This is a genomic window from Ruegeria sp. HKCCA4008 (assembly GCF_013033125.1).
In the GTDB taxonomy this organism is placed as follows: Bacteria; Pseudomonadota; Alphaproteobacteria; order Rhodobacterales; family Rhodobacteraceae; genus Ruegeria.
The window spans coordinates 300,217-326,596 of the sequence record NZ_WQDM01000002.1 but is presented as its reverse complement, the minus strand read 5'-3'; the positions used below and the strand labels follow the sequence as shown (position 1 = coordinate 326,596).

The following is a 26,380-nucleotide window of genomic DNA, read 5'->3' as shown; positions in this document are numbered from 1 at the left end:
CATGCTGACCGGATTGAGTTTGAGGCTCAGGATTTTTCTGTTCTTCTGCCTCCTCGCCCTGGGCGGGGTTGCCATCAGCGCCACCGCTCTCTGGATCACCTATTCCCGCGCGGGAAACCCCGGGCTGCTGAATGATTTCGTCTTTGCCGAAATCCTGATCGGATTTGGATTTCTGGCGCTGGTCGCGGGGGTTTGGCTGCTGTTCGACGACAACGTCGCCAAACCGATCGAACGGCTTTCCGCCCAGTTGCGTGCCCGTGCACATGCCGGTGTAAGCACCGACCTAGACATGCAGGCCGCGCGGTATCTGGGCGATCTTGCCCCGGCTGCGGCGGGATTGGCGGAACAACTGGCCTCGAACGCCATGCGCACGGCCGAGGCCGTAGCCGCCGAAACCGCGCATCTGGCCGCAGAAAAACAGCGCCTGACCGCGCTGCTGACGGAAATCCCGGTGGCCATGCTGCTGGCCAGTCCGAAACATCAGATCGTTCTGTACGACGGTCAGGCCGCCGAGGTTCTTGCCCAGATCGCGCATCCTCGTCTGAACGCATCTCTTTTTGAATATCTCGAAGCCACCGGCCTGACGGACGCATATGCCAAGATGTGCAAAACCGGAAAGGACGTCTATTGCACCCTCTCCAGCGTGGATGGGCGGCAGACCTATTCCGCCCGGATGAAACCCTTGGGGGATGCACCCGGATATATGCTTGTCTTCGAAGACAGCGCGACACATATGTCACCGGACGATGCCCGCCCGCTGGTCTATGATTTCGAACTTCTCAATACGCCGGGGGATGATGCGTTCGAGAACCGCCCCCTGTCGGATCTGTGTTTCGTGGTTTTCGACACGGAAACAACCGGTTTGCTACCTCACAAGGATGAGATCGTGCAGATCGGCGCAGTACGCGTTCTGAATGGTAGAATCGTTCAGGGTGAGCATCTGGACATGCTGGTTGATCCCGGCATTCCGATTCCCCCGGCCTCGACCAAGGTACACAAGATCAGCGATCGTATGGTTCAGGGGGCGCCCGATATTGCCGAAGCCGGGCGCGTTTTCCATCAGTTTTCGCGCGACGCCGTGATCGTGGCGCACAATGCCCCGTTCGACATGGCGTTCCTGCGCCGCCATGCCAAACGGATGGGTGTCGAGTGGGATCATCCGATACTCGACACGGTATTGTTGTCCGCGGTGCTGTTCGGGGCAAGCGACACGCACACACTGGACGCCTTGTGTGAACGGCTGGAAATCACGATCCCGGAAACGTTGCGCCATACCGCACTGGGCGACGCGGTTGCCACGGCCGAGGCATTGATCAAGATGTTGCCGATCCTGCAAGCACGCGGCCTGACGACTTTTGGCGAGGTGATCATGGAAACCCGCAAACATGGTCGTTTGCTGGAAGATCTGAACTGACGGCATAAATTGCACCCGGCAGTCAGCTTTTCATGGACAATCCGGGCCACGCATGGCACCTGATGCGCGGCCAAGGATTAAGCGCGCGATGACCGAAAAGACCTTTAGACCAACCCCGGATCAAAGCCCCGCCTTTCGGGAAGCGTTGGGGTGCTTTGGCACCGGTGTCACGGTGATTACCGCGCAATCCGACAATGGCCCGCGTGCCATTACGGTGAATTCATTTGCCTCGGTCTCGTTAGACCCGCCACTGGTCCTGTGGTGTCTGGCCAAGGAATCATTCCGATTCGATACGTTCAGCACCTGTGAGCTCTATTCGATCCACGTCATGGCGCAGGATCAACAGGATCAGGCGTTGCGGTTCGCACGCGATGGGGCGGATTTCTCACATGCGGACTGGACCGAGGATGAGGCCGGGCGTCCACATCTGGCCCAGTGTCTGGCCCGGTTCGATTGCCGCCTTCATGCCCGCCATGACGCCGGGGATCATCTGATCATCGTGGGTCAGGTAGATCAGGTCATGTATCGCACCGGCAAAGGGCTGATCTTCAAACGCGGGCAATTCGGCGGGTTTGTCGACCTGATCTAATCGTCCAGCGACCCGTGAACCGCCAACGCTTCCAGTTCTGCGTCCTGAGGAGTGATCACGCGAAAGGCTTCGTGCACGCCTGTCTCTGTCAATTCCCTTGCGACGGTCAACAGCGTGTTGGCCGGATGGTCTTCGCACAACTCTGACATGTGGTCGATTTCAGCTTGTGCAACGCCTAATGCGGCCTCGACCGAAGGTGCGCCATAGAACTGCACAAAATGTTCGGCCAGGTTATGCGCAATCTGATCTTTCTCTGCGGCTTCGATCTGCGTCACGGCGACAAAAGTCACTCGGCCAAAGGTTTCCAACCCCAGCCAGCCATTCGCAAATGCCTGTCGAGCCTTGCCTTCAAGATCGCCCTGCCCCCAGTTGGAAAACTCAAACCCGCCCGAAACGCACCACTCTCCGGTGCGTGCCGGGGAATGAAACACGTTTATGTCGCTTTCGTCGAAATGGATCGCTCGGGCCAGTTTCATTCTCGGTTCTCCAACAAGTCAGTCAGGGGGCGCAGATGCGTGTCGACCCCGTCGCGGATCAGCATCCCGAAACGTTCATCCGTTCCAAGGAATACACCACCATCGATCAGCGGTTCGCCCACGCCGCGCAGCAGGCCCATCCATTCGGCGTGCAAGGACGCGTTGCCATCCTCTTGCCAACGGTTGAGCCAGGTCAACATGTGTCGTGACCAGCTTTCCACCAGCTGCGTTGCAGAAACCTCGGCACAGCCTTCATCGTACAGCGCGGTGATATCAGGGGTTTCACCCGGCGCATCACTGGTTTGCAACAGCGTCAGCTCCCAACCGACGACCAGCCAGTCCGGCTCTTCCTCGGGCATTGATGTTGACGCAGCCGCGCGGAACCGGCCGCACCGCGCCCCATTCACGCAAACCAGACCATCCCAACCCAGATGCACCGCAACCTCTGGCGGGGCCAAAGCGCCCAGCGCGTTCTGGAATCCCACAGCACAAAGCGGCAGTATCGCCACCGCATCCTGCAATGGTACCTCGGGGGCAAAAACAATTGCCACGCGCAGGAAATCCGCCTGAATATTGTAGACAACCGTCCCCGCATCACAGCCCAGCGCGGCCATGGCCTGCGCGCGCTCGAACGGGTCTTCCCCACCCTGAACCGGGTGGCCCGTCAGCAAGGGTGGGAAAACCGGCTGGCTCATGCGTTGCCTTTGGCGATCATGTCGCGGGCGATCTCGCGGAATGCCTCGGCCTGCGGGCTGTCAGGTTTGCTGACCACGATGGGCGCACCTCCGTCAGCGGCGACCCGGATGTCCAGATGTAAGGGGATTTCACCCAGCAGCGGCACACCCAGCGCCTCTGCCTCGGACTTGACACCACCATGACCGAAAACATGTTCTTCGTGCCCACAGTTCGAACAGATATGCGTGGACATGTTTTCGATCATCCCGACAATGGGTGTCTTGAGCTGGTTGAACATGTCGATCCCCTTGCGGGCATCAATCAGGGCCACGTCCTGCGGCGTTGAAACGACAATGGCACCATCCACCTGGAACTTTTGGCTCAGCGTCAGTTGCACGTCACCGGTGCCGGGCGGCAGATCGACGATCAGAACATCCAAAGCGCCCCATTGCACCTGGCTCATCATTTGTTGCAGCGCACCCATCAGCATCGGCCCGCGCCAGACAACCGCCTGACCTTCATTGGTCATCAAACCCATCGACATCATGGTGACGCCGTGGTTGCGCAGCGGCAGGATCGTCTTGCCGTCAGGGCTGGCCGGGCGGCCCGAAACACCCAACATCCGGGGTTGCGACGGCCCGTAAACATCCGCATCCAGCAGACCCACACGCCGGCCTTCCGCAGCCAATGCGCAGGCAAGGTTGGCCGAAACGGTGGATTTGCCAACCCCGCCCTTGCCAGAGGCAACGGCGATGATCCGATCCACACCCGGCACGGCCTGCGGCCCGGTTTGCGATGGCTTGGGTTTCGGTTTCAGATCCGGCGGTGCCTTGTCGGAATGCGCGGTCATCAAGGCCGAAACATTTGCCACGCCTTCCACCATCTGAGCGGCCTTTTCAGCCGTGGCGCGGACGGGTTCCATCTTTTCCGCATATTTCGGGTCGACCTCAAGCACGAAGCGTACCGTGTCGCCTTCCACATTCAAGGCGCGCACGATGCCTGCGCTTACGATGTCCTGCCCGGATACCGGGTCGGTGATCTTTTTCAGGTTCGCCAGAACCGCGTCACGAACACTCATGCTTGTTCCCCTTGATCCGCCCTGCTGACAGGGGCGTGCGTATCGACTCGCAGCTCATTGCACGTGTCTCCGTCTTTGTCTGTACATTTGACGCATCCCGCCCCGCGAAGTTACGTTGAGCCATGCGCTTTGTCCTCTTGTGCCTGAGCCTGACGCTCTCTGCCACCCCCTCTTGGTCACAAGAGGCGATTGGCCTTGCGGCCCCGGCAGAGGTTAAAGACTCCGGCCTGTTGCAACATATCCTTCCTCGCTTCTCTCTCAAGACCGGGATCCGTGTTATTGCAGACGACGCCGGGGTCATGGTGCTGGAAACCGCGCCGCCCGGTGATCCGGTCTTTGCCCGCAACGACGTGATCTATCACCTGCGTATCGAAGACAACGACCGCCAGACCCGTTTTCTTGAATGGCTGAAGTCGGATATCGGCAAGCGCACGGTGGAAAGCTTTGCTCCGGCAGACGGAGGGCCCTACTCTGCCAATTTTGATATTGCCGTGGTTGAGTCCGGTGACATCGTCGAGGGCGACACCCAACTTGGCGAAGAACTTTCGATGACCCATTGCGGGCGTTGTCATGTCATCGGGCCAAGGAACCGCATGAATGGCCTGGGGTCGACGCCCTCTTTCGCCGTGCTGCGCGCAATGCCCGACTGGTCGCAGCGATTCGAAGCGTTTTTCGCCCTGAACCCCCACCCCGCATTCACACAGATCGACGGTCTGACACCGCCTTTCGATCCCGAACGCCCGTCTCCTATTCACCCGGTTGAGATGACATTGGACGATCTTGACGCGATCCTGGCGTTCGTATCGCGCATCGACGCTGCGGATCTGGGTGCCCCCCTGAAACTTCAGTGATCCTTTCTGTCTGAATAGTAATCCTCGGTCGTGACGACCCGAGGCTTGGGTTTTGACTGGAACGGATTGTCTTGCTGTTGGAACTGCACGTTCACCCGGCAATTGTCACACATCTGGATCATCCGCGCCTGATCCGACGTCGCGAACATCGGATGCGTGCCCGAAAGCTTCTCCATGATCCGCTCAACCGTGGATTTCACCCCGAACAATGCCCCGCATTCCACGCAGGCAAAAGGTTCTTCTTCGTTCAGAACCTGCTGTGACAGGGCCGCATCGCTGAGATCAAGTTGTGGAACAAGCGTGATCGCATCCTCGGGGCATATGGTCTTGCACATCCCGCATTGCAGACAGGCATCTTGCTGGAAGTTCAATTGCGGCTTGTCCGGATTGTCGATCAACGCACCGGATGGGCACAGCGACACACAGCTGAGACACAGGGTGCAGCTGTCGGTATTCACTGCAACCGCCCCGTAAGGCGCATTTTCGGGCAGCGGCAAAGGCGATTCAGCCTGCGGGTTCAGCGCCTGTGCTGCCAGCCGCGCGATTTGCCGGCGATTGCCCATCGGCAAGACCGGATCGGACAAAGGCCGGGGCACCGCTTGCCCGTACAGCAGATCGGACATCGCATCGGGGTCTGCTTCGTCAATCAGGCCTATACCCTCGGGGCCAGCAATTGCATGTGCCAATTCACGCTCCCGGTTCAACGCCTCGCGTTCAGTCGTCGGCGCCAACAGCACATCCACCCGCGCGAACCCATGCGCCAGAGCCGCCAGCATCTCGGCATGGCCAAAGCCAGATATCACATTCAATTCCAGTGGGATCACGTCCGAAGGTAATCCACGTCCGAAACGCGCCGCCAACCGGATCATTTCGGCCCCGTGGGCGTCATGGACAAGCAACCGTGGCGCGGTGCCGCCGGCCCGTCGATAGGTACGGGCCAGAATATGCATCCGCGACAACAGCGCCGAAACAGGTGGGTCTTCATAGGTTATGGCCGTTGAAGGGCACAGCGCGGCGCAAGCACCACAGCCTGCACATACCATCGGGTCAATCGCCACATGCTCGCCCGCCGGGGAAATCGCACCGGTTGGGCAGATATCCAGACAATTGGTACAGCCCACCTGCTCGGCCCGGGAATGGGCACACAGGGTTTCTTCCACCCGCACATAAAGTGGCTTCTCGAATGTCCCCACCAATTGCGCGGCTTCAAAAGCCAGACGCTCCACGGAAACCGCATCCCTGGGATCAGCCCGCAAATAGCCTTCGCGCTTGTCCGGGGCCTGAACAAAGGGCGTTTCTCCTGCCAGATCGATGACAATGTCACACGATGAAAGCGCACCGTCCTTTGGATCGGTCCAAGCAAACGCGCCGCGCCCACCGGGCACGACCTGCTGAAGCGCGTCCAGACGCAACGAAAACCCACCAAGCGCACCGGAAACCGAACGAAGCTGCCCCCGTACCACGTCATAGGCGCGAGAGAGGGGCTCTGACAAATCAGTGGTCATGACGGTCACTGCCAACGAATCCGCCAGACGCTCTGCCAGATCAAAGGCCACCGCACCGGGTCCGATGATGAAACAGGTGCCTTCACTGTAAACATCCACGCTGGGTGTGACCGGTTGCGCCAGAACGGCCTCGGCCGCCAATGCGGCCATCTTGGGCGTCGCATCCGCACCTTGGTCAGACCACCCGGCCCGATCACGCAGATCGACAAATCCGGGAACGTCGATATTCAGGTCTTCGGCCAGTGACCTGAAAACGTCATGCTCTTGCGCGCAAGCAATGACGGTATCACCTTCTTTCATCAAGTCCGCGGCGGATTGCAGTTCAGCAGTACAAAGCGCGGTGTGCAGTCTGGAACAGGCAATGCCGCAGGCGCTTTCGATCCTGTCCGGATCGATTGCCTGTGTTCCGGCGCAATCACACAGCAGTAGTTTCGTGGCCATATCCTCTCCTCGGGCAACCGGCCCGGTTCCATGCACACTAGGCTGTCCCCCCGGGAAAGCAACTTCAACCCCTTGCCGCGTTTCCTGCACAGGGTTGAATTTCGGCAATAAATGCCAGGAAACACAAGCATTCACAGGGCCTGCTCACGCAGTTGCTACCTTGGACTACGACCAAAGTCGTAGAGCATAAGCTTGGCACACAGCCAGTTTGTGTACCATAGTGGACGTAGAAAGGCAGGGGAGAGCCTTTCGGGGAGGAGCCAGTGGCCAAGGCCGCAAGCCAGACAGAAATGCCGGTTGGCGTCATCGTGCGCAAGACACCCGGAGTCACACGGTGGGCCCGGTGGAACTGGCGTGCCGTGGCCCTCTTACCCGGCGCGGGGCCGGCCGACTGGCAGGAACTGCGCCGCGAAGGCGATGCGGTCGAGTATCACGCAGCCACCCTGCCCCTGACGCTCTGGTCAGATGAAACCGAAGCCTATATGGTCAACTTGTCGGATGGGCAGCCTTCGCTGTACCTTGTGCTGCGGGACGAACTGAAAGGCGAAACACCCCTGAATGCAGTTCTGATCACCGCCTCTCCGTTCGAGGGGCAGGATTACGCGGATACCGGTGAAGAAATTGTCGAGAAGATCCCGATGACTGAAGGGCTGATTGCCTGGGTTCGCGATTTTACTTTGAAACATCATCAGCACGAAGTGTTCGTCAAGCGCCGCCGCGACAAGAAGCGGACAGATCTGGTTGAAGACGGCAAGGGTGACGCGCGCATCCGGCAAACGTCGGACGTGTACCGCGCCCCGAGAAAGGCGCTGCAATGAACCGGCCCGATGATTTCTGGTCTCGCCGAAAGGCCGCCGTTCACGCCGAAGCCGAGGCCGAGGCACTGGCCCTTGAAGAACAGGCGATCGCAGAACGGCAAGCGGAGCTGGAAGAAAAGGATGACGCCGAGATCCTTGCCGAGTTCAATCTTCCCGACCCAGAGACCCTGCAACCCGGCGACGATGTTTCGGGCTTCATGGCCAAGGCCGTGCCTGATCGCCTGCGCCGTCGGGCTTTGCGTCGGCTGTGGCGGCTGAACCCGGTTCTGGCCAATGTCGACGGGCTGGTTGATTACGGCGAGGACTACACCGATGCGGCTTGCGTGATCGAAAACATGCAAACCGCCTATCAGGTTGGAAAAGGTATGCTGGCACATATCGAAGCACTGGCGGCCGACGCGGAAGAGGCCAAAGACGATGCTGCTGAAAGCGAAGCCGATATACGCGCTGAACCCGAGGCCGCGCCGGTCGAACCCGATACCGGGCCCGAACCGGTTTCCGTCGCTCGCGCGGACGAGCCGGAAGAAATCGACCTTCCCCCGGCGCCACGTCGAATGACATTTGAATTTGAAGGATGACCGAATGACCGCAAGTGACGCGCACACTCTGGACGTTTCAGCCGAGGATCGCCTGCGCGCGGATTTCTACAACTTTCTGGGCTTGCTGCTGGCCGGTCCACCCGACCAGATGCTGCTGGATCAAATGGCGGGCCTCAGCGGTGATGACACTGATCTTGGTCAGGCCATCCACGCCATGGCGCGGGTTGCAAAGGTCACCAAGCCCGCCGCCGCGGAACGGGAATTCAATGCATTGTTCATCGGTTTGGGTCGGGGCGAATTGCTGCCATATGCCAGCTTCTACCTCACGGGTTTTCTGAACGAGAAACCTCTTGCGCAGCTCCGCAATGACATGGCGGTGCGTGGGATCACACGCGCCCAGAACGTGTTTGAGCCCGAGGACAACATCGCCTCATTGATGGAGATGATGGCAGGCATGATCGTTGGGCGTTTTGGAAGCCCGGCATCGCTTGAAGACCAGAAAGCGTTCTGGAGCAAACATATCGGCCCATGGGCCGCACATTTCTATTCGGATTTGGAAGCTGCTGAAAACTCGGTTCTCTATGCATCCGTCGGCACCGCCGGTCGGGTATTCATGGAGATCGAGCGCGAAGCGTTCCGGATGACAGCGGGGTAGCCCGCAAATCGCCGGTGCCCCGTGGGCACCAAACCGCAATTGGGACAGGAGGAGCCCATGAGCAAGACCAAGGAAGAAGGCGCCACACGCCGCGACTTCCTCAAACTGGCCGGAACCGCAGCGCCTGCTGCTGTTGCCGCCGCCAGCCTGACTGGGAAAGCCGAAGCGGCCGAAGCGCCGACAGACGATACCCGCATCCAGGATACCGCGCATACACGCGCCTACATCGAAAGCACCCGGTTCTAGGATCGGACGTTTTCACACCCGACTGACGGTTGCGATTGGCCCCGACGTCGGCTTCAGCAGTACCAAGCCAGCCGTGGCATACACGGCGCGCAAGGGAGGAAACAAATGCTTAGGAAAAAGACCAACGGGGTTGCGAGACGCCCCCAGCGGACAAGTATCCTGTCCCAGGTCGGCGAGAAAACCGTCGATCGCCGCGCATTCCTGCGTGGCTCGGGCCTGACGATCGGCGGCCTTGCCGCGATCAGCGCCACGGGTGGAACCGTGACGCCAGCCAGCGCCCAGACCGCAGCCAACACGGCTGTCGAGAACATCAAATCCGTCTGCACGCATTGTTCGGTCGGTTGCACGGTGGTTGCCGAAGTTCAGAACGGCGTCTGGATCGGGCAGGAGCCCGGCTGGGACAGTCCGTTCAACCTGGGCGCCCATTGCGCCAAGGGTGCCGCCGTTCGCGAGCACGCCCATGGCGAGCGCCGCCTGAAATATCCGATGAAAAAGGAAGGCGGAGAGTGGAAGCGCATCAGCTGGGAAGAGGCGATCAACGAGATCGGCGACGGCATGATGAGCATCCGCGAAGAATCCGGGCCTGACAGCGTGTACTGGCTGGGTTCCGCCAAGCACAACAACGAACAGGCCTATCTGTTCCGCAAGTTCGCCGCCTACTGGGGCACGAACAACGTGGACCATCAGGCCCGGATCTGCCACTCGACCACTGTTGCGGGCGTTGCGAATACATGGGGCTACGGCGCCATGACCAACAGCTACAACGACATGCACAACAGCAAGGCGATCTTCATCATCGGCGGCAACCCGGCCGAGGCGCATCCCGTCTCGCTGCTGCATATTCTGCGCGCAAAAGAGCAGAACAACGCCCCGCTGATCGTCTGCGACCCGCGCTTTACGCGCACTGCGGCGCACGCGGATGAATATGTCCGTTTCCGCCCCGGCACGGACGTTGCGCTGATCTGGGGTATCCTCTGGCACATCTTCGACAACGGTTGGGAAGACAAAGAGTTCATCCGCACCCGTGTCTGGGGCATGGATCAGATCCGCGAGGAAGTTGCCAAGTGGAACCCGGATGAGGTGGAACGTGTCACCGGCACTCCGGGATCGCAGTTGAAGCGGGTTGCCCGCACGATGGCCAACAACCGTCCCGGAACGGTTGTCTGGTGCATGGGCGGAACGCAGCACACCAACGGCAACAACAACACCCGCGCGTACTGCGTACTTCAGCTTGCACTGGGCAACATGGGTACCTCGGGTGGTGGCACCAACATCTTCCGCGGTCATGACAACGTTCAGGGCGCAACGGACCTTGGTGTTCTTTCCCATACCCTGCCCGGCTATTATGGCCTGTCCGCAGGCGCATGGGGTCACTGGGCCCGCGTCTGGGGTGAAGAACCCGAATGGCTGGCCGGTCAATTTGCCACGATCAAGGACAAGGACGGCAAGGACAAACCGCTGCAGAACGAGCGCGGCATTCCTGTTTCTCGCTGGATTGACGGTGTTCTGGAAGACCCGGCCAACATGGATCAGGACAACAATGTCCGCGCCATGGTTCTGTGGGGCCACGCGCCCAACTCGCAGACCCGGATGACGGAAATGAAGACGGCGATGGAAAAGCTGGACATGCTGGTCGTGATCGACCCGTATCCCACCGTTTCCGCCGTTTTGCATGACCGGACCGATGGCGTTTACCTGTTGCCGGCCTGTACGCAGTTCGAAACCCGTGGTTCCGTCACGGCTTCGAACCGGTCGTTGCAGTGGCGCGACAAGGTGGTCGATCCGCTGTTCGAAAGCCTGCCGGACGAGGTCATCATGGCCAAGTTCGCCAACAAATTCGGCTGGGCGGATCGGTTCTTCCGCAATATCGAGATGGAAGACCCGGAAACCCCGAATGTTGAAAGCATCACGCGTGAGTTCAACTCGGGCCTCTGGACCATCGGCTATACCGGACAGTCGCCGGAACGTCTGAAAAGCCATATGGCCAACCAGCACACGTTCGACAGAACCACGCTGCAAGCCATTGGTGGGCCAAACGACGGCGAATACTACGGTCTGCCGTGGCCGTGCTGGGGCACAGCCGAGATGGGCCATACGGGGACACCAAACCTCTATGACATGTCCAAACCGGTGGCCGAAGGCGGCCTGACCTTCCGCGCCCGTTTCGGCGTGGAACGCGACGGCGACAACCTGCTGGCCGAAGGGGTATATAGCGTTGGATCGGAAATTCAGGATGGATACCCTGAGTTTACGATGCAGATGCTGATGGATCTTGGCTGGGACGGTGATCTGACGGCCGAGGAACGCGCGGCCATCGACGCCGTGGCCGGACCAAAGACCAACTGGAAAACCGACCTGTCCGGCGGCATCCAGCGGGTCGCGATCGCACATGGCTGTGCGCCCTTCGGGAACGCCAAGGCCCGCGCGGTTGTCTGGACCTTCCCGGATCCGATCCCACTGCATCGCGAGCCGCTCTATACCAATCGGCGCGATCTGGTGGCGGATTATCCCACCTACGAGGACCGTCAGGCCTATCGCCTGCCCACCCTTTATGCATCGATCCAGAAGAACGACTTTTCAAAGGATTACCCGATAATCCTCACGTCTGGTCGTCTGGTCGAATATGAAGGCGGCGGTGACGAAACCCGGTCCAATCCGTGGTTGGCTGAGCTTCAGCAGGACATGTTCGTCGAGATCAACCCGCGTGATGCCAACAACCTTGGCATTCGGGACGGATCACAGGTCTGGGTCGAAGGCCCCGAGGGCGGCAAGGTCAAGGTGATGGCGATGCTGACCAACAGGGTCGGTGCCGGCGTGGCCTTCATGCCGTTCCACTTCGGCGGCCATTTCCAGGGCGAGGACCTCAGGGAGAAATACCCCAAAGGTGCAGACCCCTATGTGCTGGGTGAAAGTACCAACACCGCCCAGACCTACGGCTATGATTCAGTAACCCAGATGCAGGAGACCAAGGCGACTCTCTGCAAGATCTGGGCAGCGTAAGGAGGACGATTAATGGCTAGAGCAAAGTTTCTCTGCGACGCTGAACGCTGCATCGAGTGCAACGCCTGCGTAACCGCGTGTAAGAACGAACACGAGGTGCCGTGGGGCATCAACCGCCGCAGGGTGGTGACGATCAATGACGGCAACCCGGGCGAACGCTCGATCTCGGTCGCCTGTATGCATTGTTCGGATGCGCCTTGCATGGCGGTGTGCCCGGTCGACTGCTTCTATCAGAACGAAGAAGGGGTCGTGCTGCACTCCAAGGACCTGTGCATTGGCTGCGGCTATTGCTTTTATGCGTGCCCCTTCGGCGCGCCGCAATATCCGCAGGCGGGCAACTTCGGATCGCGTGGCAAGATGGACAAATGTACCTTCTGCGCCGGCGGCCCCGAGGAAACGCACTCGACGGCAGAGTTCGCCAAATACGGTCGCAACCGGATCGCCGAGGGCAAGCTGCCCATCTGCGCCGAAATGTGTTCCACCAAGGCCCTGCTTGCCGGTGACGGCGACGTGGTTTCCGCAGTTTACCGTGAGCGCGTCGTGGCGCGCGGTTTCGGCTCGGGCGCCTGGGGCTGGGGCACGGCCTACGACCAGAAAGACGGTTGAAATCCGGCTTTTGACAAAGCAGCCTCCCGCCCTTTGCGGGGGGCTTTTCAAGTGATGTGATCGGGGATCCGTTTCCTGCAACGTCACAGCAAACATATTTGAGAGGCATGCATGACCAATGATGTTTACTGGCTGCTGAAGCTTGACCTCGATCTGAATAAAAAGGATGAGTTCGAAGCGCTTATGGCGGAAATGGTCGCGGCCACGCTGCAAGAAACCGGCGCCAGAAGCTATGAATGGCACATGACCGGTTCGGCTGTTCATATCTACGAACGCTATGCCAGTTCCGAAGATGCCATGATACATATGCAAAGTTTTGGTGCTAATTTTGCGGAACGGTTTCTGGCCCTTCTGACGCCAGTGGGGTTGGACGTGTATGGTCCGGCCAAGGATGATCTTCGCGAAGCGCTCGCACCGGTTGGCGCCGTTTTTCACCAGCAAATCGGTGGATTTGACCGCTGATATGAAAATGCACAGGAGGATATCCCTATGCGTCTGATTCAGTTTCTGCTCGTTTCGATTTTTCTGACCGGAGCCGTGTGGGCGCAAGAAACCTCTGAACCCACGGCGGATGCGCGCACCTCGACCGGCGGAGCGACAACGCTGGAAGATATTCTTGCCCGGCAGCGTGGTGAAACCGTCGACAACAGCTATCGTTCCGAGAACACCGGTCAGGGCAATGCCGAGGGGTTGCTGGGGCAGCTTGGCACGCGGGGTGTGGCCTCGGACAGTGACGTGTATCGCGCTTTGCGCTATGGCTCGGCTGATGTGACGGTGTCTTCTCATGGTCCGGCAGACAGCGTGCTGATTCAGGATGGCGGCATGTGGTGGCTGACCTTCCGCACCGGACCGCTGCGCGAATACGGCACCTATATCATTGTCGGGATGCTGGGCATCATCCTGTTGTTTTTCCTGATCCGAGGCAAAATTCGCATCGACGGTGAGAAAACCGGCCGCACGGTCACGCGTTTCAACGGATTCGAGCGGTTCGGCCACTGGTTGTTTGCCGGGTCGTTCCTGATCCTTGGCGTCACGGGCCTGCTGACGCTTTATGGGCGCGATTTCCTGATCCCGATTTTCGGGAAAGAGGGCTTTGCGGCCCTCGCACAGGGCTGCAAGTGGTTGCACAACAATCTGGCCTGGGCCTTCATGCTGGGCCTGATCATCGTCACGGTAAACTGGATTGCCCATAACATCCCCAACCGCGTCGATCTGAAATGGCTGGCCGCAGGTGGCGGGTTGTTCACCAAGAACAGCCACCCACCGGCAAAGAAGTTCAACGCCGGTCAAAAGATCATATTCTGGGCCTGCATCCTGCTGGGCGTCTCCATCAGCCTGTCGGGTCTGTCGCTGTTGTTCCCGTTCGAGATGCCCTTGTTTGCCAAAACCTTCCAGATCGCCAATGCGACCGGTATTCCACAAATGATGGGCTTGAACCTGCCGGAGCAGATGTCGCCGCAGGAAGAAATGCAATATGCCCAAGTCTGGCACGTGACGGTTGCTTATGTGTTCATTGCGATCATCGTGGCGCATATCTATCTCGGCTCTGTCGGAATGGAGGGCGCCTTTGACGCCATGGGCACCGGCGAGGTCGAAGAACAATGGGCCCGTGAACACCACTCTTTGTGGCTGGAGGAAGTTCAGGAAAAAGAGGCTGGCAAGACCGCCACCTCGCCTGCTGAATAGATGCGAGGGCTGGTTCTGGCCCTGGCGCTGATCCCTCTGCCCGCCTTGGCCGAATTCTTCACACTCAAGGGACACGGCGGACCAATCATGGGGATTGCCACAGCCCCGGACGGGCGTATCGCAACAGCCAGTTTCGACAATTCCGTCGGGCTGTGGGCTGATCGGACCCCCGAATGGCTGGAAGGTCATGAAGCCGCCGTGAACGCCGTTGCCTTCAATGGCACGGCCATCTACTCGGCCGGAGATGACTTCACCCTGCGCAAGTGGCCCGGTGGCGACGTGGTTGGGCGACATAAGGGCAAGATAGTGGGTCTGGCAGCGTCCAAGACCCACGTCGCAACCGCCAGTTGGGACGGAACGATTGGGGTTTGGCCCGTGAACGGAGCCGCGCCCACAACTCTTGGACCGACCGGAAGTGGTGTGAACGCGGTGGTGTTTTCTTCTGACGGCACACAGCTTTATTCAGCAAGCATGGATGGGTCGCTGCGCATTTGGGACATCTCGAACGGGCAAGAGATCACCCGGCTCATCGAACACGGGTTCGGCATCAACGAATTGGTCCTGAATGAACAGGACAACTGGATCGCTTACGGTGCCGTTGACGGAGTGACCCGAATTCTGGACCTTTCCACCGGTGAAGAACGCGATTTCACTCTGGATCGTCGCCCGATTCTTGCCATGGCGCTCAGCCCGGATCGTCGGTTTCTGGCCGTGGGCGACGGCGAAGGCTATATCATGGTCATCGATACCTCGGACTGGCGCATCGCACAGGACTTTCGTGCAACGTTGCGGGGACCAGTCTGGGCCCTGGCCTTTTCGGTCGATGGTGAAAACATCCATGCTGGCGGGATCGACGAGGCCATGTACAGTTGGCCGGTCACCGCCTTGTCCGACCGGCAACAGATGGCTTCTGCCGAGCCAAGTTTTCTGCAAAACCCCGACGAGATGGACAATGGTGAGCGTCAGTTCGCGCGGAAATGCTCGATCTGTCACAGCCTCACCCCCAACAGCCAGCGCCGCGCAGGCCCTTCCTTGCACGGGGTTTTCGGCAGACGCGCGGGCACGTTACCGGGATATTTGTACTCGGATACGCTGCAAGGCTCTGATATCATTTGGAATGACGAAACGATAAATGCTCTTTTCGACGAAGGGCCTGACCATTACATTCCGGGGTCCAAGATGCCGATGCAGCGAATTACACAAGCTCAGGATCGTCAGGATCTTATTGCTTTTCTGCGCCACGCAACGGGTGCCCGGAACTGAACTGGAGGAGACCATGAAAGCCTTTCTTGCCGCGGTCGCCGCAATGGTCGTCATTGCAGTGGCAGCCCCTGTCGTGCTGGATCGGATCGGATTCACCGCCGCCGACGCCACGTCCGGCTCTGCCGTTCGCCTCGACTGAATGTCGCAATACCTGACCACCCGCGAACTGGCCGATTTGCTGCGCATCGGCGAGCGCAAAGCCTATGATCTTGCCTCCTCGGGCGAGGTGCCCTGTGTTCGCGCCATGGGCAAGCTGCTGTTCCCGCGGGCCGAGATCATTGCTTGGCTCAACGCGTCGCGATCCGGTCCGCAGGTGGCCGAACCGCCCCTGCCTCCGATTGTAGCAGGCAGCCATGATCCTCTGTTGGACTGGGCGCTGCGTGAAAGCGGATCAGGGCTTGCCACCTATTACGACGGCTCTTTTGACGGGCTGACACGGCTGAGCGAACGCAGCGCACAGGCGGCCGTGTTGCATATCCACGAAGACGGAGGGTTCAACGAAAAATCCCTGCGGGACGCCTTGGGCGAAGGGCCGGTGGTGTTGTACGAAGTCGCCCGGCGCAAGCGCGGGCTGCTTCTTGCCCCGGGCATATCGGATATCAAATCGTTCAAGGATCTCAAATCGCGCCGCGTGATCATGCGTCAGGACAGTGCGGCCAGCCAACACCTGTTCGATAGCCAGCTGGAAGCCCGTGGCATGAGCCGAGACGATCTGGACGCAACCCCCGGCTGCGCACGCACCGAAGAGGAACTGGCCATCGCCCTTCACGGCGAAAAGGCCGAGGCCGGCTTTGGGCTGGGGGCTTTGGCAGGGCTTTACAACCTGGGTTTCGTCCCCACCCATTCCGAGAGGCTGGATCTGGCGATTTGGCGCAGGTCATATTTTGATCCGCCAATGCAGAAACTGATAACGCTGCTGCGCTCGGATCAATTTGCGCAAAGGGCCCGTGAATTCGGTGGCTACGACCTGTCGGGCCTGGGCACGATCCACCACAACGGTGCCAGCGGTTGAGCCCTCATCCGCCTTTTACCTTGTCAGGATGCGCCCGCCGCAGGCCGGCTTAGTCGGCGTTCGGAAAGAACACCTGCTGCCCGTCCAGCCTGAACGACGCAATCGCCTCCTGCCCGTCCGGCCCCGTCAGCCAGTCGATGAAACGCTGGCCGGCCGTCGCCCGCACATGCGCGTGCTTGTCAGGGTTTACAAGAATCACGCCGTATTGATTGAACAGGCGCGGATCCCCTTCGACCAATACCTCAAGATTTCCGCGGTTCCCAAAAGACAGCCACGTGGCCCGATCCGTCAGCGTATAGGCATCCATTCCACTGGCCACGTTCAGCGTCGCCCCCATACCAGATCCGGTCTCGCGATACCACGTACCCGAAGCTTCGGTAGGGTCCAGCCCGGCCGCGGACCAATAGCCCAGTTCAGCCTTGTGTGTTCCGCTGTCGTCACCGCGTGATGCAAACGGCGCTTCGGCCTCGGCGATTTTCGACAGCGCGGCCAACACATCGGCGCCGCCGCGAATTCCGGCAGGGTCAGACTTGGGGCCGACCAGAACGAAATCATTGTACATCAGATCCTTCCGCTCTACGCCCCAACCGTCAGCAACGAATTTCTCCTCGGCTGGTTTGGAGTGAACCAAAAGAACATCCCCGTCCCCGTTGATGGCGTTGCGAATGGCCTGACCGGTTCCAACCGCCACGACACGGACATCGATACCTGAATCGGCTTCGAACCACGGCAGAATGTATTCCAACAGTCCCGAGTTCTGTGTGGACGTGGTCGACTGCACCACAATAAACGGCTCTTCCGCCGAAACCGCGCTGGTCAACAGGCCCAAAGCCACCGCCGCTGCCCGAATTGCTTTTCGGAACATCACTCTCTCCGCTTTCTCTGTTTTAGGTAACCAATCCGCCCGCCAAATAGCGGCGCGACGCATCGCTTTCGGGTGAATCCAAAACCTGTTTTGCCACACCATATTCCACGATATGCCCGCCCTGCATCATGACCACGTCCGAGGCCAAACGACGGGCCTGACCGATATCATGCGTCACCATCACGATCCGCACGGCCCGAGCCGATGCCCGCAATATCATTCGTTCGATCATCTGGGTCGCGCTTGGATCCAAGGCGCTGGTGGGCTCGTCCAGAAACAAGGTCTCGGGGTCCAGCGCCAGCGCACGGAGAATCGCCAATCGCTGCGCCTCTCCCCCGGACAATGACCGCGCAGGTTGTCTGGCCTTGCCGTCCAGCCCGCCTTCGGCCAGCAATTCGGCGATACGAGCCTTACGGGCCCTTCGCCCCATGTCTTGACGCTTGAGAACGAAGTCAAGGTTGGCCGCAACCGATCGACGCAGCAGAACCGGTTTCTGAAACACCATGGCCTGGCGGGCTTTCTGTGCCGCGCCCAGCGGTTTTCCACCCTGGACGACCTGCCCCCGATCCGGAGTGATCAGCCCGTGCAGGCAGCGCAGCAACAGGCTTTTGCCTGCACCGTTGGGGCCAAGAATCAAGGTTGGCCCCGGCCCATCCAGAACCAATGACGAGACGTCCAACAACGCCTTGCCGTTACTGCGGATTTGCAGGTTCTCGACCTTCAGGCAATTCACCGCGTCGCAGAACAGGTCACGCATGACGCACCCCTTCCCGTTCAGCCCGCAGGCTGACCGCGCTGACCATCGCGTTCACGGCCACCGCGATCCCGATCAGAATTGCCCCCAGCGCCAAAGCCAGCGCCAGATTTCCCTTTGACGTCTCCAACGCGATCGTCGTCGTCATCACGCGCGTCACATGGTTGATGTTGCCGCCCACGATGATCACCGCGCCGACCTCGGCAATGGCGCGCCCAAACCCCGCAAGCAAGGCCGTAACCAGTGCCAGCCGCGCATCCCAGAGAAGCACGGGAACCGATGCCAGCCGCGACACGCCCAGTGATCGCAGCTGTTCAGAATATTCCTCGGCCAGCATTTCGACCACCTGCCGGGTCAATGCCGCGATAATGGGAGTGACCAACACGACCTGCGCAATGATCATGGCCGTCGGGGTATATAAAAGCTCTAGCACACCCAACGGGCCGGAACGGGACAGCATCAGATAGACCAGCAGCCCCACGACCACGGGCGGGAACCCCATCAGGGCATTCATCAGAACGATCAGCATCCGCCGCCCCGGAAACCTGGCCACAGCCAGGGCGGCACCGACGGGCATGCCGATCAGGGCAGAAATCAGAACCGCAAACACGGATACCTTCAAGGACAACAGCACAATCGCCCACAGCTCTGAGTCTCCCTCAAAGATCAGCGCGATGGCAGAGTTGAATTCTGATGCAAATCCCTGCATTTTATCCCGTGGAATTCACATTTCGTATGAAATGCGTTCGTTTACAGGTAAATACTACTCTGATTTCAGGTCGAGTACAGACACATATCCGGCATTTAGAATGAAAAACGCGGCCCCGCTTGGGACCGCGCTTCAATTCCCGAAGGAAAGGCTGAGATCAATTCAGTGCAGCATCGGTGATCTGATGTGTCCAGGCCCCTTCGGGCTTTTTGGTAATAACCGGATCAGACCCGCCTGCCAGCAATGTGTTGACGGTGCGGTCGAAATCAGCCGGGTCCAGCGCGCCGTTCGACCCTGCGGTCAACTTGGCGATCTCACCCATCATACGCTTTTGGTGCTCTTCCGTCTGGGCACCGGTTGCATCGTTTTCCAGAACGATTTCCGCCGCTTCGTCCGGGTTCTCCTCGGCATATTTCCAGCCCTTCATCGACGCGCGCACGAACCGCTCCATCTTGTCGGCGAAGGCCGCATCGCTCAGATTCTCTTCCAGCACATAAAGACCGTCTTCCAGCGTTGCCACGCCCTGGTCTTCGTATTTGAAGGTCACCAGCTCATCCGGGCTGACACCGGCATCGATGACCTGCCAGTATTCATTATAGGTCATGGTGCTGATGCAATCCGCCTGACGCTGAAGCAACGGGTCCACGTTGAAGCCCTGCTTCAGAACTTCCACTCCGTTTTCGCTTTTACCATCGGTGCTGATGCCCAACTGGCTCATCCAGCTCATGAAGGGAAACTCGTTGCCAAAGAACCAAACACCCAGCGTGCGGTTCTTGAGGTCTTCGGGCGATGAGATCCCGGCGTCTTTCCAGCAGGTCAGCATCATGCCCGAGCTTTTGAACGGTTGCGCGATGTTCACCAGTGGCAGCCCTTTTTCACGGGCAGCAAGCGCGGCAGGCATCCATTCGACGGTCACATCGGCGCCACCGCCTGCAATCACTTGCGTCGGAGCGATGTCAGGCCCGCCGGGCAGAATGGTGACGTCCAGCCCCTCTTCTTCGTAAAAGCCCTTGTCCTTGGCAACATAATAGCCCGCGAACTGTGCTTGCGTGACCCATTTCAGTTGCAATGTCACTTCATCCGCCGCCAGCGCCGCACTGGCTGCCAGGCTAAAGGCGGCAACCGCCCCGCTGAGTAGCTTGTTCATCTTCATTTCTCCTAGTTGCTTGTTGTGCCCCAATTTCGGGGTCTGTTGATTTCTTTGTTTTATCCGCTGATTTCTTTGTTTTATCCGCGCTGTGACGGGTGCCAGAAGGTCACCACTTTTTCGATCCCCGCCACCAGCCCATAAAAGGCCGTGCCGGCCAGTGCCGCAACAACGATTTCGGCCCAGACCATGTCCAACGACAATTGCCCGACGCTGGTCGAGATCCGGAACCCCATACCAAGTGTCGGTGAACCGAAGAACTCGGCCACGATAGCGCCGATCAGTGCCAAAGTGGTGGAAATCTTCAACCCGTTGAAAATGAAAGGCATCGCTGCGGGCAAACGCAGTTTCATGAAGCTCTGCCAATAGGTAGCGGCATAGGTTTCCATCAGATCGCGCTGCATCGAGGTGGCTTCCCGCAGGCCCGCCACGGTGTTGACGAGCATCGGAAAGAACACCATCACAACAACCACCGCCGCCTTGGAGTGCCAGTCGAACCCAAACCACATCACCAGAATGGGGGCGGTTCCGACAATCGGCAGGGCGGCCACGAAATTCCCGACCGGCAACAGGCCCAGGCGCAGGAAATCCCAGCGATCCACCGCAATCGCCATCAGAAAGGCCGCGATGCACCCGATGACATAGCCGCTGAGCGCGCCCTTGATGATGGTCTGCACAAAGTCAGCCCACAGGATCGGAAGGCTGTCCGCAAACCGCACCGCAATCACCGACGGCGCTGGCAGGATGACCAGTGGAACCTCAAGCCCGCGCACCAGAAGCTCCCAGATCCCGATGACCGTCAGGCCAAAGATCAGCGGGGCCAGAAACCGCACCATTCGGGTGTCAGCATAAGGCCCGCTTGCCAACCGGCTGTTCAACCACCAGCCAAAGAGCCAAAGCAGGACAGCACAGAAAACCAGTATCATTGCGCCATCCCCATTCGTTTCAGTACGGCCCGTTCAATCAGCCCCAGCAGCCCGACGAGGCACGCCGCCAGAATGGCAGCCGCGAACAGGGCCGACCAGATTTGTACCGTCTGACCGTAATAGCTGCCAGCAAGCAACCGCGCGCCCAGACCAGCAACAGCCCCTGTCGGAAGCTCACCAACAATGGCGCCGACCAGCGACGCGGCGATCCCGATTTTCAGCGAGGTGAACAGATACGGCATGGATGCCGGCAGGCGCAATTTCCAAAAGCCCTGAGACCGGCTGGCGTTATACGTCCGCAACAAGTCCAGCTGCATCGCATCGGGGCTGCGCAGGCCCTTGACCATGCCGACGACAACCGGAAAGAAACTCAGATAGGCCGATATGATCGCCTTGGGAATGATGCCCTGGATACCGACGGAATACAGCACCACAATGATCATCGGCGCCAGCGCGATGATCGGAATGGTTTGACTGACAATGGCCCATGGCATGACCGACAGGTCCATCACGCGGCTATGCACGATGCCCACGGCCAGAAGAATGCCTAGGCCGGTGCCAATCGCAAATCCCAGCATCGTCGCGCTGAGCGTGACCCAGCCATGATAGATCAGCGACCGTTTCGAAGTGATCTTTTTCTGGACCGTCGTTTCCCAAATTTCCACGGCGACCTGATGCGGGGCCGGCAAACGAGGCCTGTCCTGTTCCCACGTGGCCGGGATGGCGAATGTGTTGTTCAAAACAAGACCAACCTCGGACATGTCCCGCCGGTCCTTGGCGGATGGCGGCTGCACGACGACCCCCGCGCGTTCCTGTTCGGTCAACACGCCCTTTATGTTCATCGGAATACAGGCCACGTACCAGAACAGAACAATTGCGGCGATGACTGTGAATACGGCGATGACCTGCTTCATGCACGCCACTCCATCCGATAGACGGGCACGGTATCCGGCGGCACAGGGGGTTCCTCGGCCGTCACTTCAAATCCTTCACGGCGATAAAAACGTTGCGCCGCCGTATTGGGCCGGTGCGTCGTCAGCCAGAGAAAATTTCGGCCCTCTTTTGCTTTGTCGACAAGGCGCTTGCCGATACCCTGCCCCGTCCGGCTGCAATACAGCGCGCCGATTTTATTCTGTGCCGGGTCCACTGACATGTAGCAATCGACCGGATCACCTGCGACCCACATTTCGCGGTTGTCGAATGCGTCGCTGATCAGTTTCGCCAGTTCATCGACCGGCAGCTCGTCGGGCATCCAGCTTGTTTGCGTGGCCCAGTCATGAACAACCCTGGCGCAGGCTGGCACATCGTTTGGCGCCGCGCGCCGAATCTTATCCGCATTCAACTCAGCCGTCATTGGAATGCCCACCCCGCAAACCTTCGCGCACACGGTGCGCGACCTCGATGAATTCCGGGGTGTCGCGAATGTCCAGCGGCCGTTCCTTGGGCAGCGGGCTGTCAATCACATCGGCGATCCGCCCGGGCCGTGGGCTCATCACCACGATCTTTGTACTCAGATAAACCGCCTCGGGAATGGAATGCGTCACAAATCCGATCGTCTTTTCCGTACGCGCCCAAAGCTCAAGAAGCTGCTCGTTCAGATGGTCCCGCACAATCTCATCCAGCGCCCCGAACGGCTCGTCCATCAGCAGGATATCCGCGTCGAACGCAAGGGCCCGAGCAATACTGGCCCTCTGCTGCATCCCACCGGACAACTGCCAGGGAAACTTGCCGCCAAACCCTTCCAAATCAACAAGTTCCAGGACTTTTCTCACCCGTTCATCCTGTTCGGCAGCAGGGTATCCCATGATCTCAAGAGGCAGTTTTATGTTCTTTGCAATGGTGCGCCAGGGATATAGGCCCGCCGCCTGAAAGACATACCCGTACGCCCGTTTTCGACGCGCCTCATCAGGCGTCATGCCATTGACGGTCAGCGTCCCGCCCGTGGGAGTCTCAAGGGCTGCAATACAGCGCAGAAAGGTGGTTTTGCCACAGCCGGACGGCCCGATGAAACTGACGAAATCGCCCTTGTCGATTGTCAGGTTCACGTCTTTAAGCGCGTGTACTGGCCCATCATTGGTCTGGAATGTCAGGTCCAGCTGCCTTGCCTCGATGACGGGCTGGGTCGTGCTTTCAGTGTTCATTTTATTGCCTTGAAAAGAGTGGTGTCAGGGCCGCCAGCAAAGCGGCCCCAACTGATCAAACACCGGTCGCCGGAATTCCTGTCCGCTCGACGGGTCTTGGGGCGGTCAGCTCTTTCCAGGTGCTCAGCGCCTTGTTGACGGTGGTGTTCGCCTCACGCGCGACAAAGTCCCCATGACCTTCCTGCGTCCGGATTTCACCGTCATGCACCGCCACCTGACCCCGCGTCAGGGTAAAGCGCGGCAGACCTTTGACCTCTTTGCCTTCGAACACATTGTAGTCGATCGAAGATTGCTGCGACGCGGCGCTGATCGTTTTGCTTTTCTCAGGATCCCAGACAACAAGATCAGCATCCGCCCCGACCAGAACGGCACCCTTTTTAGGATAGCAATTCAATATCTTGGCAATGTTTGTTGAAGTAACAGCCACGAATTCATTCGGTGTCAAACGCCCAGTATTGACCCCATGTGTCCACAACATCGGCATCCGGTCTTCCAGCCCGCCGGTGCCGTTCGGGATCTTGGTGAAATCCCCGACGCCAAAGCGTTTCTGTTCGGTTGTAAAGGCGCAATGATCAGTTGCAACCACGCTCAGCGTTCCCGATTGCAGGCCATTCCACAGGCTGTCCTGATGCTGTTTGTTGCGGAACGGAGGGCTCATGACCCGTCGCGCCGCATGGTCCCAATCCTGATTGAAATATTCACTTTCGTCCAATGTCAGGTGCTGGATCAGGGGTTCCCCCCACACCCGTTTACCCTGCATTTTTGCCCGGCGGATGGCTTCGTGCGCCTCTTCGCACGAGGTGTGTACAACATACAGCGGGACACCTGCCATGTCCGCGATCATGATCGCCCGGTTGGTGGCTTCACCTTCCACCTGCGGCGGGCGCGAATACGCATGTGCCTCGGGGCCGGTATTGCCTTCGGCAAGCAGCTTGGCACTCAGCTCTGCCACCACATCCCCATTCTCGGCATGCACCAGGGCGGTACCGCCAAGCTCGGCAAGACGCTTGAACGAGGCGAACAGCTCATCATCATTCACCATCAGCGCGCCCTTGTAGGCCATGAAATGCTTGAAGGTGTTGATACCGCGCGTCTCGATCACGGTTTTGATGTCGTCGAACACCTGTTCCCCCCACCAGGTCACCGCCATGTGGAACGAATAGTCACAATTGGCCCGTGTCGACTTGTTGTCCCAACGTTTAAGCGCATCCAGCAGGCTTTCACCCGGATTGGGAAGTGCAAAATCGACAACCATGGTGGTGCCGCCCGCCAGGGCCGCCCGCGTCCCGCTTTCAAAGTCATCGCTGGAATAGGTGCCCATGAACGGCATTTCGAGATGGGTATGAGGATCAATCCCGCCCGGCATCACAAAACAGCCGGTTGCGTCCAGTTCCTTGTCCCCCGTCAGGTTCATACCGATTTCGGTGATCACGCCGCCCTCGACCAATACATCCGCCTTGTAAGTCAAATCCGCGGTGACAACGGTTCCGTTTTTGATGACAGTACTCATTTTGAACTCCCTGATGCGGTCTGCGCCGCTTGCTTCATCTGGCCAAAAATATCCCGGGGGAGTCGCCCTCGGGGCGACGGGGGCAGCGCCCCCTATTCCACGATTTCGGCAGTCTCGACCACGGCATGCAGCAGAACATCCGCCCCGGCTGCGGCCCATTCCTTGCTGATTTCTTCGGCTTCATTGTGGCTCAGCCCGTCAACACAGGGGCACATGATCATCGCGGTCGGCGCAACCCGGTTGATCCAGCAGGCATCATGCCCCGCGCCCGAGATGATATCAGTGTGCGAATAGCCCAGCCGTTCGGCTGCGTTTCGCACGGCCGATACGCAAGCATCGTCAAATTTCACCGGATCGAACCCGCCGACTTTCTCGAATTCGATCTGAAGACCCATCTCGTCAACGATGTCCTCGGCAGCCACCCGCAGGCGGTTTTCCATGTCGGTGATCACCTCCAGCTCGGGCGAGCGGAAATCGACCGTAAACACCACCTTGCCCGGGATCACATTGCGTGAGTTCGGGTAGACATCGATATGCCCCGCCGCGCCCACCGCATGCGGAGCATGAGACCATGCGATCTCGTCGACTTTCTCCAGGATCCGCGCCATGGCCAGCCCGGCATTCTTGCGCATCGGCATCGGTGTCGATCCGGTATGCGCGTCCTTGCCCGTTACCGTGATCTGCGTCCAGCTCAGCCCCTGACCATGGGTGACGACGCCGATATCCTTGCCTTCGGCTTCAAGGATCGGGCCCTGTTCGATATGCAGCTCAAAGAACGCATGCATCTTGCGGGCGCCCACCTCTTCATCACCACGCCAGCCGATCCGGTTCAGCTCATCCCCGAACTTTTTGCCCTCAGCATCTTCGCGGTTGTATGCCCAGTCTTGCGTGTGCATCCCGGCAAATACGCCCGAAGACAGCATCGCCGGCGCGTAACGCGTGCCTTCTTCGTTTGTCCAGTTGGTGGCGACGATCGGATGTTTCGTCTTGATCCCCAGGTCGTTCAGCGTCCGGATCAGTTCCAGCCCTCCCAGGACACCCAGCACGCCGTCAAACTTACCGCCTGTCGGCTGCGTATCCAGATGCGATCCCACGTAAACCGGCAGCGCGTCCGGGTCAGTGCCTTCGCGGCGGGCAAACATGTTGCCCATCTGGTCAAGCCCCATGGTGCACCCTGCTTCCTCGCACCATTTCTGGAACAAGGCGCGGCCTTCCGCGTCCTCATCCGTCAAGGTCTGGCGATTGTTGCCACCAGCGACACCCGGGCCGATCTTGGCCATCTCCATCAGGCTGTCCCACAACCTGTCGCCATTGATCCTGAGATTCTGCGCCGGAGCTGCCATGTTCATCTTCCCTGTTTGCTGGCGAGTTGGCTCGCTTTTGATGTCTTGATTTGACCATATGGTCAAACTCACGCTATCACGGGTTCGGTATCAGTCAAGAATTTGCGCGGTTCAGCTGAAATTTTCAGTAC

At 59.3% G+C, this 26,380-nt stretch carries 28 protein-coding genes; 14 read left to right on the top strand and 14 right to left on the bottom strand.

Annotation, left to right across the window (positions count from 1 at the left end):
- The first annotated feature begins 1 nt into the window (after window position 1).
- Together GOW60_RS05895 and GOW60_RS05890 are read left to right on the top strand one after the other, a co-directional pair.
- A complete protein-coding gene (locus tag GOW60_RS05895) occupies window positions 2-1,414 on the top strand; it encodes a PolC-type DNA polymerase III (RefSeq protein WP_171228577.1) in 1,413 nt (470 codons plus the stop codon).
- A gap of 88 nt (window positions 1,415-1,502) precedes the next feature.
- The gene (locus tag GOW60_RS05890) at window positions 1,503-2,003 is read left to right on the top strand and encodes a flavin reductase family protein (protein ID WP_171228576.1); all 501 of its coding nucleotides are present in this window, start codon (window positions 1,503-1,505) and stop codon (window positions 2,001-2,003) included.
- Here the strand turns inward: GOW60_RS05890 and GOW60_RS05885 are convergent.
- From GOW60_RS05885 to GOW60_RS05875, 3 genes are read right to left on the bottom strand one after another with little or no spacing between them, the layout of a single operon-like run.
- Window positions 2,000-2,479, bottom strand: a complete 480-nt coding sequence (locus tag GOW60_RS05885; protein ID WP_171228575.1) for a DUF6505 family protein — start codon at window positions 2,477-2,479, stop codon at window positions 2,000-2,002. The genes GOW60_RS05890 and GOW60_RS05885 overlap by 4 nt on opposite strands.
- On the bottom strand, window positions 2,476-3,174 hold the full coding sequence (locus tag GOW60_RS05880) for a biotin/lipoate--protein ligase family protein (RefSeq protein WP_171228574.1): 699 nt from the start codon (window positions 3,172-3,174) through the stop codon (window positions 2,476-2,478). The genes GOW60_RS05885 and GOW60_RS05880 overlap by 4 nt, the downstream gene beginning before the upstream one ends.
- Window positions 3,171-4,232 (bottom strand): Mrp/NBP35 family ATP-binding protein, encoded by a 1,062-nt coding sequence (locus tag GOW60_RS05875; protein ID WP_171228573.1) that lies wholly within the window; start codon window positions 4,230-4,232, stop codon window positions 3,171-3,173. The genes GOW60_RS05880 and GOW60_RS05875 overlap by 4 nt, the downstream gene beginning before the upstream one ends.
- A gap of 122 nt (window positions 4,233-4,354) precedes the next feature.
- Here GOW60_RS05875 and GOW60_RS05870 point away from each other — a divergent pair, with 122 nt between their 5' ends.
- On the top strand, window positions 4,355-5,083 hold the full coding sequence (locus GOW60_RS05870; protein WP_171228572.1) for a cytochrome c: 729 nt from the start codon (window positions 4,355-4,357) through the stop codon (window positions 5,081-5,083).
- Here GOW60_RS05870 and GOW60_RS05865 read toward each other — a convergent pair.
- Complete coding sequence (locus tag GOW60_RS05865; RefSeq protein WP_171228571.1) at window positions 5,077-7,029, bottom strand: 4Fe-4S binding protein; 1,953 nt, start codon at window positions 7,027-7,029, stop codon at window positions 5,077-5,079. The two genes, GOW60_RS05870 and GOW60_RS05865, sit on opposite strands and share 7 nt — an antisense overlap.
- Before the next feature lie 263 nt (window positions 7,030-7,292).
- Here GOW60_RS05865 and GOW60_RS05860 point away from each other — a divergent pair, with 263 nt between their 5' ends.
- From GOW60_RS05860 to GOW60_RS05815, 11 genes are all read left to right on the top strand, one after another.
- Entirely contained in the window at window positions 7,293-7,847 is a 555-nt protein-coding gene (locus GOW60_RS05860) for a DUF3305 domain-containing protein (protein WP_171228570.1), read from the top strand.
- Window positions 7,844-8,425: a DUF3306 domain-containing protein gene (locus GOW60_RS05855; RefSeq protein WP_171228569.1), complete on the top strand. Its 582-nt coding sequence runs from the start codon at window positions 7,844-7,846 to the stop codon at window positions 8,423-8,425. The genes GOW60_RS05860 and GOW60_RS05855 overlap by 4 nt, the downstream gene beginning before the upstream one ends.
- A 4-nt stretch (window positions 8,426-8,429) precedes the next feature.
- Window positions 8,430-9,041 (top strand): molecular chaperone, encoded by a 612-nt coding sequence (locus tag GOW60_RS05850; protein WP_171228568.1) that lies wholly within the window; start codon window positions 8,430-8,432, stop codon window positions 9,039-9,041.
- 57 nt (window positions 9,042-9,098) lie between these two features.
- Window positions 9,099-9,287, top strand: coding sequence for a ubiquinol-cytochrome c reductase iron-sulfur subunit N-terminal domain-containing protein (locus GOW60_RS05845; RefSeq protein ID WP_171116379.1), 189 nt, complete (start codon window positions 9,099-9,101; stop codon window positions 9,285-9,287).
- 105 nt (window positions 9,288-9,392) lie between these two features.
- Window positions 9,393-12,287, top strand: a complete 2,895-nt coding sequence (locus GOW60_RS05840; RefSeq protein WP_171228567.1) for a formate dehydrogenase subunit alpha — start codon at window positions 9,393-9,395, stop codon at window positions 12,285-12,287.
- 12 nt (window positions 12,288-12,299) lie between these two features.
- Window positions 12,300-12,893, top strand: a complete 594-nt coding sequence (gene fdh3B / locus GOW60_RS05835; protein WP_010439472.1) for a formate dehydrogenase FDH3 subunit beta — start codon at window positions 12,300-12,302, stop codon at window positions 12,891-12,893.
- A gap of 111 nt (window positions 12,894-13,004) precedes the next feature.
- Entirely contained in the window at window positions 13,005-13,355 is a 351-nt protein-coding gene (locus tag GOW60_RS05830) for a putative quinol monooxygenase (protein WP_171228566.1), read from the top strand.
- A gap of 27 nt (window positions 13,356-13,382) precedes the next feature.
- Window positions 13,383-14,579, top strand: coding sequence for a formate dehydrogenase subunit gamma (locus GOW60_RS05825; RefSeq protein WP_171228565.1), 1,197 nt, complete (start codon window positions 13,383-13,385; stop codon window positions 14,577-14,579).
- Window positions 14,580-15,842 (top strand): c-type cytochrome, encoded by a 1,263-nt coding sequence (locus GOW60_RS05820; protein WP_171228564.1) that lies wholly within the window; start codon window positions 14,580-14,582, stop codon window positions 15,840-15,842. It begins immediately after the preceding gene.
- Between the two features lie 13 nt (window positions 15,843-15,855).
- A complete protein-coding gene (locus GOW60_RS21305) occupies window positions 15,856-15,981 on the top strand; it encodes a hypothetical protein (protein ID WP_256367747.1) in 126 nt (41 codons plus the stop codon).
- Window positions 15,982-16,854, top strand: a complete 873-nt coding sequence (locus GOW60_RS05815; protein WP_171228563.1) for a helix-turn-helix transcriptional regulator — start codon at window positions 15,982-15,984, stop codon at window positions 16,852-16,854.
- Between the two features lie 49 nt (window positions 16,855-16,903).
- Here GOW60_RS05815 and GOW60_RS05810 read toward each other — a convergent pair whose 3' ends face one another.
- From GOW60_RS05810 to GOW60_RS05765, 10 genes are all read right to left on the bottom strand, one after another.
- Window positions 16,904-17,719 carry a substrate-binding domain-containing protein gene (locus tag GOW60_RS05810; RefSeq protein WP_171228562.1) on the bottom strand — a complete coding sequence of 272 codons (816 nt, stop codon included), beginning with the start codon at window positions 17,717-17,719 and terminating at the stop codon, window positions 16,904-16,906.
- Between the two features lie 22 nt (window positions 17,720-17,741).
- A complete protein-coding gene (locus GOW60_RS05805) occupies window positions 17,742-18,476 on the bottom strand; it encodes an ATP-binding cassette domain-containing protein (protein WP_171228561.1) in 735 nt (244 codons plus the stop codon).
- The gene (locus tag GOW60_RS05800) at window positions 18,469-19,182 is read right to left on the bottom strand and encodes an ABC transporter permease (RefSeq protein ID WP_171228560.1); all 714 of its coding nucleotides are present in this window, start codon (window positions 19,180-19,182) and stop codon (window positions 18,469-18,471) included. Before GOW60_RS05800 ends, GOW60_RS05805 begins: the two co-directional genes overlap by 8 nt.
- 157 nt (window positions 19,183-19,339) lie before the next feature.
- Window positions 19,340-20,329: an ABC transporter substrate-binding protein gene (locus tag GOW60_RS05795; protein WP_152457702.1), complete on the bottom strand. Its 990-nt coding sequence runs from the start codon at window positions 20,327-20,329 to the stop codon at window positions 19,340-19,342.
- Window positions 20,330-20,409: 80 nt separating this feature from the next.
- A complete protein-coding gene (locus GOW60_RS05790) occupies window positions 20,410-21,255 on the bottom strand; it encodes an ABC transporter permease (RefSeq protein ID WP_171204587.1) in 846 nt (281 codons plus the stop codon).
- The gene (locus GOW60_RS05785) at window positions 21,252-22,169 is read right to left on the bottom strand and encodes an ABC transporter permease (protein WP_171228559.1); all 918 of its coding nucleotides are present in this window, start codon (window positions 22,167-22,169) and stop codon (window positions 21,252-21,254) included. The genes GOW60_RS05790 and GOW60_RS05785 overlap by 4 nt, the downstream gene beginning before the upstream one ends.
- Window positions 22,166-22,507 carry a GNAT family N-acetyltransferase gene (locus tag GOW60_RS05780; RefSeq protein WP_253282430.1) on the bottom strand — a complete coding sequence of 114 codons (342 nt, stop codon included), beginning with the start codon at window positions 22,505-22,507 and terminating at the stop codon, window positions 22,166-22,168. Before GOW60_RS05780 ends, GOW60_RS05785 begins: the two co-directional genes overlap by 4 nt.
- A gap of 91 nt (window positions 22,508-22,598) precedes the next feature.
- Window positions 22,599-23,396 carry an ABC transporter ATP-binding protein gene (locus GOW60_RS05775; protein ID WP_171228558.1) on the bottom strand — a complete coding sequence of 266 codons (798 nt, stop codon included), beginning with the start codon at window positions 23,394-23,396 and terminating at the stop codon, window positions 22,599-22,601.
- Between the two features lie 55 nt (window positions 23,397-23,451).
- Window positions 23,452-24,906, bottom strand: a complete 1,455-nt coding sequence (gene hydA, locus GOW60_RS05770) for a dihydropyrimidinase (protein ID WP_152457698.1) — start codon at window positions 24,904-24,906, stop codon at window positions 23,452-23,454.
- 92 nt (window positions 24,907-24,998) lie between these two features.
- Window positions 24,999-26,249: a Zn-dependent hydrolase gene (locus tag GOW60_RS05765; protein ID WP_152457697.1), complete on the bottom strand. Its 1,251-nt coding sequence runs from the start codon at window positions 26,247-26,249 to the stop codon at window positions 24,999-25,001.
- Window positions 26,250-26,380 lie beyond the last annotated feature (131 nt).